Genomic DNA, 12,189 nt, shown 5'->3' on the forward strand with positions numbered 1-12,189 from the left:
ATTCTCAAATGTAACTGCTTTCAATATATTCACCTCGCTATGTAAAGAATACAATATCATGTCTATTTCTTTATTGCTAATCCCAGCAGAATGCCTACTAGCATCGCCTGTTCAATGGCATTTGTTAATTCTGTGTATACGTAATATCTACTCATTTGCTCTCCTTCTGTTCAGCAAAATTATATAGTTTAAGAATCATTGTCTTGATCGTTGGTAGTTTTTCCTTCAAATAATCGATCTTCTCATCTGGAGAAATTTGATTCATGATATTAAACAATCCTGAAACCAAAAACTCAGTGATAAACTTTGGATCGCTGCAGTTGCATTCTCCATTATCATTTCCAGAAAGTATAAGTTCTGTTACAAGAGGAACCATTTTTTCCCCAACATTGAAAAAAATTCTCTCGTGTGTTATACCGTTTTTCACATTTAGGATTCCCATAAATATGCCAGACTTTTTTTCTGCCGAATCAATAAAAATTTGAAAAATACGATTGATTTTGTCAAAGGTGGTTATATCCTTATCTATCAACTTATTGACAGCATCTATTATCGCGTCTGCATATCTATCTGCCAACTCCTCCATTACTTCATCTTTTGACTTGAAGTAATAATAGAAAAGTCCCTTTGCTACTCCAATTTCATTGACAATATCCTGTACTTGTGTCTGCTCATATCCCTTCTCCTCAAACAGCTTTCCAGCTGTCTCAATGATTTCATTGCGTCTTTCTTCTTTAGTTTTTGCCATGTAAATTCTACCTCATATTTATTGACTGACTTCAGTCAGTTTTTATTATAGTTTTTTTTTGATTGTTTGTCAACTCTGTCTTTTGAAGTTGAGATAAAAATGTTATTTGAAAAACTTATCATTCAAGTAAAAAAAAGACTGCTCACAGCTATCTTTTAGCTATGGAGCAGTCTTATATATTACATTTTATTTAGTTTAATACACATGACACCAATTACAAATTCTTCTAACTAGTACAACTTCGCCCCAGCTGGTATCCTGTTATCAACCATAAGAAGGTTAAGTCTCTCTTCGCCCTCCTCGCTGTGAATAGCGGACAGGAGCATTCCACAAGACTCGATTCCCATCATGGTTCTTGGTGGAAGGTTGGTAATTGCAACCAAAGTCTTTCCAACTAGTTCCTCAGGTTCATAGTAGGCATGAATACCGCTTAAAATTGTTCTGTCTGTGCCTGTACCATCATCAAGAGTGAACTGTAAAAGCTTCTTGCTCTTTGGTACGGCTACACATTCTTTTACCTTAACAGCTCTAAAATCAGACTTACTGAAAGTCTCGAAATCTACTGTATCTGCAAAAAGTGGCTCTATTTCAACCTTTGAGAAGTCAATCTTCTCTACTGGCTTAGACTCTGTGCTTACTGATGAAGAGGTCTTCTTATCAGGGTTGAGGCTCTTTAGTGTAGGGAATAAGAGTACATCTCTAATTGAGGCTGAATCGGTAAGGAGCATTACAAGTCTGTCTATACCATAACCGATACCGCCTGTAGGAGGCATACCATACTCAAGTGCTGTAAGGAAGTCCTCGTCAGTGTGGTTTGCTTCTTCATCGCCTGCCGCAGCAAGTGCATCCTGAGCAGCAAAACGCTCTCTCTGATCGATAGGATCATTAAGCTCTGAATAAGCGTTACACATCTCCCAGGTATTTATGAAAAGCTCGAAACGCTCAACTCTATCCTCTGCTCCCGGCTTTTTCTTGGTAAGAGGTGAAATCTCAATAGGATGATCCATAACAAAGGTAGGCTGTATCATCTTCTCCTCGCAGAATTCCTCGAAGAAAAGGTTGATGATATCACCCCTCTTGTGATGAGGCTCGAAAGCAATATTCTTATCCTTAGCTATAGCCTTAGCCGCTTCATCTGTGGTGATTGTACTAAAATCAACTCCTGAATACTCTTTTACCGCATCAAGCATAGTTATACGCTTAAATGGCTTGCTAAAATCAAGCTCTATTCCATTGTAAGTAATAACAGCACTTCCACAAACCTTCTCAGCGAGATATCTAAACATCTCTTCAGTAAGGTCCATCATACCGTTATAGTCCGTATAAGCCTGATAAAGCTCCATAAGTGTAAATTCAGGGTTGTGTCTGGTATCTACACCTTCATTTCTAAATACTCGTCCAATCTCAAACACTCTTTCAAAACCACCTACTATAAGGCGCTTAAGATAAAGCTCAAGAGAGATTCTAAGCTTTCTTTCTTCATCAAGAGCATTGTAATGGGTGAAAAATGGTCTGGCAGCAGCTCCACCTGCATTCTCAACAAGGAGTGGAGTCTCTACTTCCATAAAACCCTTCTCTGCAAGGAAGGAACGGATTTCTTTAAGTATCTGTGATCTTTTTTCAAAGGTACTTCTAACTTCCTGATTCATAATAAGGTCAAGGTATCTCTGACGATATCTTGCCTCTGTATCCTTAAGTCCGTGATACTTCTCAGGAAGAGGTCTAAGACTCTTGGTAAGGAGGGTAACCTCTTCAGCATGTACAGAAATCTCGCCAGTCTTAGTCTTAAATACATAGCCCTTAACGCCGATTACATCACCTACATCATATTTCTTAAAATCAGCATAAGCCTCTTCTCCGATAGAATCTCTTGCCACATAGCACTGCATACTTCCGTATCTGTCTGAAAGGTTGCAAAAACTTGCCTTACCCATGATACGCTTAAACATCATTCTACCAGCTATTGTTACCTGTTTATTTTCTAAATTATCAAAATCATTTCTTATATCTACTGAATGATGTGTAACATCAAACTTAGTTGTCACAAAGGGATCTTTGCCTGCCGCCTTAAGAGCCTCCAGCTTCTCCTTGCGAATTTCAACCTGCTCATTAGTGTCAAGTGCCTGATTTTCCTGTGCCACTATTCTTCTCCTTATTTATGAATCTTGATTACCTTATACTTGAGAGTTCCTGCCGGTGTTTCAACTTCAACGATATCACCCTCTTTTGCTCCTTTAAGCGCTCTTCCCACAGGTGATTCATTTGAAATCTTTCCTTCCAAACTGTTTGCCTCTGTAGCGCCAACAAGTCTGTACACAAGCTCTTCATCATACTCCATGTCAAGCAGAGTAAAAGTTGAGCCAAGATTAACTGTTCCCTTCTCAGCATCCTCCTCTAAGAATACTTCAGCATTCTTAAGTATCTTCTCTAATTCTTCAATCCTCGCTTCTATATCACGCTGCTCATCCTTTGCAGCATCATATTCTGCATTTTCAGAAAGATCTCCCTGTTCACGAGCCTCTTTAATTTTCTCCGCAATCTCGCGTCTGCGGTTTACTTTAAGATCCTCAAGCTCATTTTCAAGCTCTTTAAGACCTTCATATGTCATTACATTCTTAGCCATAATACCCCCTAATTCGGCACAAATTATATTCGCAATATCACACCATAGTCACGAAAAAATAATTGACTTTATAGGCAATGTAAATAGTTTGTGACCTGTAGCATTAATAATTTGGCTTTGCGTTTTAAGTGAACTAACAAAAAAGCACTCTCTATGAGTGCTTTAATTGTAACTGGGCTAAAAGGATTCGAACCTTTGATGACGGAGTCAGAGTCCGTTGCCTTACCGCTTGGCGATAGCCCATCAACAACGATAAGAATTATAGCATGGTCAAACATTTTTTTCAAGTACTTTTTTAAATTTTGTCTACTTTCATAAAGTTTTTTTAATTTTAACTCTCTTTTTCCATTCTTTATACAAAAGAAAGGTTTATTCACACTGTTCAGAAACCAAAAAGCCTTTGATATCCATATCATTTATTTTGTGTAAAACTTTGCAAAGGTGTAGAAACTAAGCCTTATTTTTGATATACTATTTATATTAAAAATGAAAGCAAACAGGAGGTATAAAGTGCAACATTCATTTCAGCCTTATGAAAATGATATACTTACAATGAATCCATTTAAGATAAACGAGGAGCCTGCCCTTCTCACCTGTGGTACAGAAGGTCACGTAAATACAATGACCATATCCTGGGGTGGCCTTGGAGTCATTTGGAACAAGGATGTGGGCTTTGTATTTGTAAGAGGAAGCAGATATACAAAGGAGTTCCTTGATAAATACGATACTTTTTCAGTAACTTATTTCGCTCCAGACAAACCAACCGGACTTATGCTCAAATACATAGGAAGTGTATCAGGACGCGATGAAAACAAAATAGAAAACGCAAGATTTCATGTGGATTTTCACAACGGTACACCTTATATCGACGAAGGACGTGATGTTGTAATTATGAAAAAGCTGTCTGTAACAAAGATTAATCCTGAAGATTTTATTGATCCTGATATCGATAAGACCTTCTATGCGAACAAGGACTACCACTATATGTACATAGGCGAAGTTCTTCAGCTTATGTCAAGGTAAACATTCATACTATAAGTGTCGATTATACAATGTAATTATCACTTGATTGCAGGAGAATTATTTATTTTTGGCGCTAACAGTAATTATAGAAAGAAGGAAGAAAAATGTCTAAAATTATTTTAACCGGTGACAGACCTACCGGAAAGCTCCATTTAGGCCACTATGTAGGCTCATTGAAAAGAAGGGTTGAACTCCAGAATTCAGGCGAATTTGATGAAATATATATCATGATTGCGGATGCCCAGGCTCTTACAGACAATGCTGATAATCCAGAGAAGGTAAGGCAGAATATCATAGAGGTGGCTCTTGACTATCTTTCTGTAGGACTTGACCCAAGTAAATGCACCCTCTTTATTCAGTCACAGATATCAGAGCTTTGCGAGCTTTCTTTCTACTATATGGATTTGGTTACGGTTTCAAGACTTCAAAGAAACCCAACCGTAAAGGCCGAGATACAGATGCGAAACTTCGAGACAAGCATACCTGTTGGATTCTTTACCTATCCTATAAGCCAAGCTGCTGATATCACTGCATTTAAGGCTACCCATGTGCCTGTAGGCGAGGATCAGGAGCCTATGATAGAGCAGACTCGTGAAATAGTTAGAAAGTTCAACTTTACATACAGCGATGTACTTGTGGAGCCAAATATAATGCTTCCTGACAACGAAGCCTGTAAGAGACTTCCGGGAACTGATGGCAAGGCTAAGATGAGTAAATCTCTTGGAAACTGCATCTATCTTTCCGATACTGCAGAAGAAGTTAAGACTAAGATTATGAGTATGTATACAGATCCTGACCATATCAAGGTTAGTGATCCGGGTAAAATTGACGGAAATACTGTATTTACCTATCTCGATGCCTTTGTGAAGGCTGACAGCTTCAGCAAATACCTTCCTGAGTATGAAAATCTGGATGCCCTTAAAGCTCATTATCAGGCGGGTGGACTTGGAGATGTGAAGGTAAAACGCTTCCTTAATGCAATTCTTGAAGAGGAGCTTGAGCCTATAAGAGTCAGAAGAAAGGAATATGAAAAGGATATTCCTGCTGTATATGAGATATTAAGAAAAGGTAGCGAAAAAGCAAGAAGTGTAGCGGCCGCAACCCTTTCAGATGTTAAATCCGCTATGAAAATCAATTACTTTGATGATGTTGAACTAATAAAAGAGCAGAGCGAAAGATTCCACTAATACTCCCTCTGCCATCCAAGGTCTAACTGTTTTTATTGCACTTCATAGCAACATTAGAACTGTATTATCCACTTTTTACAGATACAGATATTAGCAAAAACTGATAAAGTCTTAGCAAACTCATTAGACGAAGTGAAGCGGATGTCTAAGTGGGTTCGGACATTTATCAGTTTTTGCGTTTACAGGTATATCGACCTATTAAATCAGAGTAGCTAAGCCTGCATTCCAAGTCTCTTTCTTCTTCTCTTCCTAAGGCTCTTTATTACCGAATTGGCAATCAGCATACCAAGAGCCAAGGCAAGAGCAATCGAGATTGTATCAACTCCAAGTCTTCCAAACCTATTCCATTCTTTTGTTACTGCATAGTGCATAGTCCTATAGAGCATTCCTCCGGGTACGAGTGGCATTATAGCTGCTACCAGAAAAACAGTAGACGGTGCTTTCTCACTAACTGCCATAATTTCAGAATAAATGTTAATCACCACCGCAGCCACAAAGTACTGCATAGGTTCAGAAGATACAAAGTATCCCGCTCCTATATATGAAGCCCAACCTATAAAGCCTCCAAAGCCTGCTGCCATCAGCCTTTTTGAACTGGTATTAAAGGTACAGGCATAGCCTATGGTGCCAAAAAATGAAGCTGCAAGGGTGATTATAATTACCATAAAGTATGGAAGCTCTACCACGCTAGAGACAATAGTCTGTGCAAATAATTCCTCATAGAACCTTGATGCTGATGAAAAGCCTAGGGCTATCATTATCGCTATCATAGTCGCTTCTATGAATCTGATTCCACCCGTTATTGTGTCCCCTCCAAACATGTCCCTTAGGGAGTTGGTAAGCATGATTCCCGGGATGAGGAGCATAACATCGCCTATACTGACCATACTAACCGAGTCAGCAATCCCCAGCCTTACCGCTACTATGGCAAGGAAGCCACCTACAAGGGAAGATGTTACTATAGGGACGAATTTATTTATCTCTATCTTTTTTGCAAATTGGTCAATATACTTAAATAACACAGCTATGGCTGATGATGTTAAAGCATCCTTTATACTGCCTCCAAAAAACAGGGTAAAAGTAAAGGCAATCAGCATAAAGAATAGGATTTGCTGATAGAAAGAGTAATACTTTTCATTCATCAACTCCTTAAATCTCTTTCGCCCTTCTTCCACACTTAGCTTATTTTCACAGATTTCTCTTGAAAGAGCGTTCATTTTCTCAAGTCTGTCCATGTTATATGAAAACTTGTCCACCCTTCTAGTCTGGGTAACAGAGCCATATTCTCCATAATACACAGTAACAATTAGGCTTGTAGTAATTGAGAGTGCCTCTGCCCTTACAGCTCCAAAGCTCTTACATATTCTTCTTATGCTATACTCTGTTCTTGCAACCTCTGCTCCCGACATCACCATCTGCTCAGCAACATCAAGAACCAGGTCAAGCCTTTCTTCCCATTCACGTCTTTTACTTCCCGTACCTGCGTCACTTTTTACCGCTTCAAGATTTTTATTCATTATCATGATATTTATCCAAAAAGCTATGCTTTTTCCCGCCGTATTTATAGGCGATTACAGTTTCAAGGTTCACATGAGACATACTGTTAAATATATTGGTAGCCACGCTTGGATTTACCTTCGAGAGCTCTTTAACTAACTCCTTCATCTCCGCTCTCTTTGAAGTGCCCTCGTCACCAAGCTTCTCCTGCTCTTCTGTAAACCTGCAGGCGCATCTTAGGAAGGTCAGCTTATTATAGTTTACCCAAGCCTTTATATACTCTTCCCTAACCATGTATAGAGGGCGGATAAGTTCCATCCCCTCAAAGTTTTGGCTATGGAGCTTTGGCATCATGGTTTCGTATTTTCCTGCGTAGAACATCCCCATCAGTACCGTTTCTATTGCATCATCAAAATGGTGTCCAAGGGCTATCTTATTGCAGCCAAGCTCTCTTGCTTTACTGTAAAGATGCCCTCTTCTCATCCTTGCACATAGATAGCAGGGACTTTTTTCTATGTCAAAAACTGCATCAAAGATATCACTTTCAAAGATTTCTACAGGTATTTCAAGAAGCTTTGCATTTTCTTCAATCAGCTTTCTGTTTGTAGGATTGTAGCCCGGATCCATCACAATGAACTTTAACTCATATTCAAACTTCCTATGTCTTTTAAGCTCCTGCATAAGCTTCGCAAGTAAGAACGAATCCTTGCCACCGGATATACAGACTGCAATTCTGTCTCCCTCTTTGATTAGCTCGTACTCTTTTACGGCTTTTACAAAATTGGTCCATATCTCCTTATGGTATTTCTTTACTATACTTCTTTCTATTTCTTTAACTCTCTCTAATTCCTTCATATATACCTTTTCTATATCTACTCTGCATAATGTAAATGTGCTTCATCAATGTTTTCTAAAGTATTCTTTAAATATCTGTCTGCAAGCCATTTTGCCATTGGAAGATTCTGGTCAAGATAGTTGCCACACTCCACAGGGCTTGCTCCCGGGATATCTCCCTCAAAATCCCTAAGAAAAGTGAACATTTCTATCAAAAGAGGAAGAACATCCTTAGACTCCAAATCACCGGCCATAATGAGATAACAGCCAGTTCTACATCCCATTGGTCCAAAGTAGATTATGCTGTCCTTATATTTTTCGTGATTTCTTAAAAATGTTGCACAGATATGCTCCAAGGTGTGAAGCTCAGCTGTATTCATAACGGGTTCTTTGTTAGGGGTTGTCATCCTAAGATCAAAGGTTGTTATGATTTCAGATCCAACCTTATCCTTTCTGGATACATATACTCCCGGCTCAAGTACCAGGTGATTAACTGTAAAACTTGCTATTTTATCCATAATTCCTCCATCTGTTTGCAAATCATAGTTATCTACATCATAAAGACTACTAACATAAACTTGTGCCAATTTAATAGATATTATTTATTCTTCTTATGCTGCATCCCTCTAAACTATTAGTATACGAAAAGCTGTTGCAATATGCAACAGCTTTTCTGAAAGCGTTTCGTGTTTTTATTTCAACTTTGTTCCAGTATCAGCTCTTTGAAACTGACTGTACGCCCTTTGCAGCCTGGTCAGGCTGTGGCTTTGTCGTCTTCGCAGTAGCTGCACTCTGTGCTGCCGCCTGAGCGGTAAGTTCTGATGAGACTTTCTCTGTCATAGCTTTCTCACTCGTTACGCCTTTTGACTTATAGTAATCTTCAAAAAGCTTATTGGCAGCTGCTAAGGTCTTCTTGGATATATCAGGAAGTTCCTTACCCCAAGCCTTAGTTGCTTCTTTGTAGCCCTTCTCCATTGCTTTTTGCATGGCCTTCATCTGTTCCACATCATCTCCTGCAAGGGCTGAAGCGTGTTCAAACATTCTCTTTGAAGTCGCTTCAACTCCCCAGTAACCTTTTTCGGAAATGTCTTCCTGTGCCTGCTTTTTGACCTCTTCACTAACTGTAAAGTTGCCTTTAGCAAGAGCTTTCCAGATTCCATCCATGTTATCGGTTGCAATAGCAATCTTTTCACCCTGACCGGTCAATGACTGTTTCACAAGCTCTAAAAACTGCTTCTGTCTGGCCTCAACCTCTTCTTTTAGGGCTTTAACAAGGGCTGCTCTGTCTTCCTTACTCATCTTATTGATTTTGTAAGGTTCTTTGTTAGTGTCTTCCTGTTTAGTCTTTTCATAGACTGCTGCCTTATTCTCTGCCTTAGCCTTTGCTTCTGTCTTATCGGATGATTTGGACTCCGATGAGGAGATACTTACAGACTTGGCTTTTGCAGAAACTTCCGCATCTTTTGCCTTTGAGACTTGTTTCTCCCCTATCTGGGGAGTTATGGAGGCACTAACACCTGCAATAATACTACTCATTCTTTTCTCCTTTCCTTGAAGATTTACGCAAATCCTTTTGCTTTGTTTCAGGGATATATATTTACAATGCCCCTTATCAATTATATCGGCATTTAAATGACAATCTTTATGCTAGTATCTCCTTTTAATTATCGCCTGTAAGTTAGCTATCTCAAATTCTTCGGAGAACAAAAACTCCTCCATCAGATAAGCTATATTTCCCTCTGAATGCTCTACCTCTTTAGAATAAGCCTTGGCTGAGACTATCATATCATCTATATCAAATTTCAGGTTATCCCTATATCTTAGCGCTGCAATTCCTCTTATACTAAAGAATCCTAAAAATGCAAACTTTGCCCTTGATATAACATCACAGTCATACACTCCCTTGGTAAAATACCTAAATACATAATAGACCATAAGGTTTTCGTACCAGATATCAAGCATTTTGTTTTCTTTCCTACATTTTTCAAATTCCTCCAAAACTTCTTTGCTTAATTCTGACTTAAATCTTGCAAATACCTCTATCCATTCCTCTCCAAGAACATAAAGTTCACCAAGTAGATAACAGACTTCTTCAAAAAATGCATCAAAAGAGGCTTTCCCCTCATTGTTACAGACAGGCTTCAATTCTGCAATCATTCCAAGGAGGTCATCATCTTCTCCACCTTCATTTATAATCTCCTGAGCTCCCGACACAAAGGACAAGAAATCATTTATCCTGTCATAGATGTCCCTACTTCTATCCTGAAGTAGAGCTATACTCCTGTCTCTAATATACTCTATTTCATCCACAAACATAGGGAGGCTTTCTTCAAATATCACTTCATCAGGTATTTCTTTACAGATGAACTTAATCTCATCTTCCCTTGAGAATAAAAGCCTACCCACTACTTCACAGGAGAGAGCCATGCTCTTTTCCCTTGTATTTTCATACTCTACCGTAAATCTTGGATACTCGGTACACACCTTACATAACGATTTTTCTCCAAGATTGATATAGATGTCGCAAAGATTTTTATCATTTAGGAACGGACATCTGCCACCCTTTAGTCTAAAAGTATTGCACTCATCTTCCTCATCTGAGCCATCAACCATCGACTCTCTAAGCTTTTCTCCAAAGCTCCCTTCTACCTTCTTGTAGGCCTCGTAGGAGTCTTCATCAATATCTAACTCCCAGCCTATACAGCAGCTATCCGTGCAGTCTCCGCCTATACACTTAAAATCATAATAATAATCCGGTACTCTAAGTTTCATTTATCTCCTTTAGTGCTTTGCAGGCTTTAGTGAAATAGGTTCAGTCATATTGACCGGATCCAGAATCTTGTCAATTTCCTCTGAGGAAAGAATCTTTTCCTCTAAAAGGAGGTCTCTAATCGACTTATTGGACTGTAGCGCCTTCTTTGCAAGCTCTGCTGATTTTTTATATCCAAGATATGGGCAGAGCGCAGTAACTACACCTACACTATGGTCTACAAGTTCCTGACAACGGGCTTCATTGGCAGTAATTCCGGTTACACAGTTATCTACAAAGGTCTGCACCGCACTTGCAAGTATGTCTATTGACTCAAACATGCAGTAAAATACTACAGGTTCAAAGGCGTTAAGCTCTAGCTGTCCTCCTTCTGCCGCCATAGTGATGGTCATATCATTTCCTATTACCTTAAAGGCAACCTGATTTACCACCTCAGGTATAACAGGATTGACCTTACCGGGCATAATGGATGAACCATTTTGCTTAGCAGGAAGGTTGATTTCATTAAATCCTGCTCGAGGTCCTGAAGATAAGAGCCTAAGGTCATTGGCTATCTTAGACAATGTAACTGCACAAGCCTTTATCGAACCTGATACAGAGACGAAGGCATCTATATTTTGAGTTGCATCTATAAGGTCTTCAGCCAGTTCAAACTTGATTCCGGACACTTCCGAGAGAGTAGGCGCAATTATCTCCATATATCCCTTGTCTGCATTTATTCCGGTACCAATTGCGGTTCCACCCATATTGACAAATTTCATCTCTTCTATAGCGTGATCCATACGGTTGATATCACGCATAACTGCAACGGAATATGCCTTAAACTCCTGTCCGAGCCTTATAGGCACCGCATCTTGCATCTGAGTCCTTCCCATTTTGATAATATGGTCAAACTCTATAGCCTTATCACAAAGCGCAGTGTGAAGCCTTAGAAGCTCGTGTTTAAGCCTGTCAAGCAGACGTATCGTAGTCATCTTGCCTGCTGTAGGTATTACATCATTAGTTGACTGTCCATAGTTTACATGGTCATTCGGATGTACAACGGAGTAATCTCCCTTCTTGCCGCCAAGCAGCTCTATTGCACGGTTTGCTATAACTTCGTTCGCATTCATATTGATGGAAGTTCCTGCGCCACCCTGTATAGGATCTACTATAAAGTCCTTCCAGTAATTTCCGAGTATTATCTCATCGCAGGCTACTATTATTGCTTTTGTTATATTGTCATCAAGGAGTCCTACCTTGTGGTTAGCCATAGCAGCAGCCTTTTTGATAAAGGCAAGGCTTCTTATAAGCTCCGGATGCATCTTAAGTCCTGTTATGTGAAAATTCTCTGCAGCCCTAAGGGACTGCACCCCATAGTAAGCATCCTCAGGTACTTCCTTTTCTCCAATTGAGTCACTTTCTGTCCTTAATATAGCTTTTTCCTCATCCATCATCCTGTCTCCTTTTTTAATAAATGATGTGGGTGTCAAAAGTATTTGACACCCATTGATACAGGATTGCTACA

The 12,189-nt window shown here is 39.3% G+C and carries 10 protein-coding genes, 1 tRNA gene and 1 pseudogene; 2 read left to right on the plus strand and 10 right to left on the minus strand.

The window, feature by feature from the left end; genetic code table 11:
• Positions 1 to 151: 151 nt before the first annotated feature.
• The 4 genes from ACO6HM_RS12050 to ACO6HM_RS12065 form a co-directional block, all read right to left on the minus strand.
• Positions 152 to 748, minus strand: a complete 597-nt coding sequence (locus tag ACO6HM_RS12050; protein WP_485391273.1) for a TetR/AcrR family transcriptional regulator — start codon at positions 746 to 748, stop codon at positions 152 to 154.
• Between the two features lie 230 nt (positions 749 to 978).
• The gene (gene lysS / locus ACO6HM_RS12055; protein WP_485391274.1) at positions 979 to 2,889 is read right to left on the minus strand and encodes a lysine--tRNA ligase; all 1,911 of its coding nucleotides are present in this window, start codon (positions 2,887 to 2,889) and stop codon (positions 979 to 981) included.
• Positions 2,890 to 2,900: 11 nt separating this feature from the next.
• Positions 2,901 to 3,371: a transcription elongation factor GreA gene (greA, locus tag ACO6HM_RS12060; protein WP_485391275.1), complete on the minus strand. Its 471-nt coding sequence runs from the start codon at positions 3,369 to 3,371 to the stop codon at positions 2,901 to 2,903.
• A 172-nt stretch (positions 3,372 to 3,543) separates the two neighbouring features.
• A tRNA-Gln gene (locus ACO6HM_RS12065) sits at positions 3,544 to 3,614 on the minus strand.
• 267 nt (positions 3,615 to 3,881) lie between these two features.
• Here ACO6HM_RS12065 and ACO6HM_RS12070 point away from each other — a divergent pair.
• Both ACO6HM_RS12070 and trpS read left to right on the plus strand, forming a co-directional pair.
• Positions 3,882 to 4,394, plus strand: a complete 513-nt coding sequence (locus ACO6HM_RS12070) for a flavin reductase family protein (protein WP_485391276.1) — start codon at positions 3,882 to 3,884, stop codon at positions 4,392 to 4,394.
• Between the two features lie 104 nt (positions 4,395 to 4,498).
• The gene (trpS, locus tag ACO6HM_RS12075) at positions 4,499 to 5,581 is read left to right on the plus strand and encodes a tryptophan--tRNA ligase (RefSeq protein ID WP_485391277.1); all 1,083 of its coding nucleotides are present in this window, start codon (positions 4,499 to 4,501) and stop codon (positions 5,579 to 5,581) included.
• Between the two features lie 212 nt (positions 5,582 to 5,793).
• Here the strand turns inward: trpS and ACO6HM_RS12080 are convergent, their stop codons facing one another.
• From ACO6HM_RS12080 to ACO6HM_RS12105, 6 genes and pseudogenes are all read right to left on the minus strand, one after another.
• Positions 5,794 to 7,104, minus strand: coding sequence for a threonine/serine exporter family protein (locus ACO6HM_RS12080; RefSeq protein ID WP_485391278.1), 1,311 nt, complete (start codon positions 7,102 to 7,104; stop codon positions 5,794 to 5,796).
• Positions 7,091 to 7,930, minus strand: a pseudogene (locus tag ACO6HM_RS12085) (tRNA 2-thiocytidine biosynthesis TtcA family protein); the annotation flags it as partial. The gene ACO6HM_RS12080 and the pseudogene ACO6HM_RS12085, both read right to left, overlap by 14 nt.
• A 20-nt stretch (positions 7,931 to 7,950) precedes the next feature.
• Positions 7,951 to 8,430 carry an S-ribosylhomocysteine lyase gene (locus tag ACO6HM_RS12090; RefSeq protein ID WP_485391279.1) on the minus strand — a complete coding sequence of 160 codons (480 nt, stop codon included), beginning with the start codon at positions 8,428 to 8,430 and terminating at the stop codon, positions 7,951 to 7,953.
• 196 nt (positions 8,431 to 8,626) lie between these two features.
• Entirely contained in the window at positions 8,627 to 9,448 is an 822-nt protein-coding gene (locus ACO6HM_RS12095) for a hypothetical protein (RefSeq protein ID WP_485391280.1), read from the minus strand.
• A 111-nt stretch (positions 9,449 to 9,559) separates the two neighbouring features.
• Positions 9,560 to 10,684, minus strand: coding sequence for a flagellin lysine-N-methylase (gene fliB, locus ACO6HM_RS12100; RefSeq protein ID WP_485391281.1), 1,125 nt, complete (start codon positions 10,682 to 10,684; stop codon positions 9,560 to 9,562).
• Positions 10,685 to 10,693: 9 nt separating this feature from the next.
• Positions 10,694 to 12,115 carry an aspartate ammonia-lyase gene (locus tag ACO6HM_RS12105; protein WP_485391282.1) on the minus strand — a complete coding sequence of 474 codons (1,422 nt, stop codon included), beginning with the start codon at positions 12,113 to 12,115 and terminating at the stop codon, positions 10,694 to 10,696.
• Positions 12,116 to 12,189 lie beyond the last annotated feature (74 nt).

The sequence above is a fragment of the Catonella sp. genome, from assembly GCF_057250765.1.

Bases quoted from the DNA above. Each gene is read 5' to 3' on its own strand.
- ACO6HM_RS12050 (WP_485391273.1), bottom strand. From the start codon at position 748: ATGGCAAAAACTAAAGAAGAAAGACGCAATGAAATCATTGAGACAGCT.
- greA (WP_485391275.1), bottom strand. From the start codon at position 3,371: ATGGCTAAGAATGTAATGACATATGAAGGTCTTAAAGAGCTTGAAAAT.
- trpS (WP_485391277.1), top strand. From the start codon at position 4,499: ATGTCTAAAATTATTTTAACCGGTGACAGACCTACCGGAAAGCTCCAT.
- ACO6HM_RS12080 (WP_485391278.1), bottom strand. From the start codon at position 7,104: ATGATAATGAATAAAAATCTTGAAGCGGTAAAAAGTGACGCAGGTACG.
- ACO6HM_RS12090 (WP_485391279.1), bottom strand. From the start codon at position 8,430: ATGGATAAAATAGCAAGTTTTACAGTTAATCACCTGGTACTTGAGCCG.
- ACO6HM_RS12095 (WP_485391280.1), bottom strand. From the start codon at position 9,448: ATGAGTAGTATTATTGCAGGTGTTAGTGCCTCCATAACTCCCCAGATA.
- fliB (WP_485391281.1), bottom strand. From the start codon at position 10,684: ATGAAACTTAGAGTACCGGATTATTATTATGATTTTAAGTGTATAGGC.
- ACO6HM_RS12105 (WP_485391282.1), bottom strand. From the start codon at position 12,115: ATGGATGAGGAAAAAGCTATATTAAGGACAGAAAGTGACTCAATTGGA.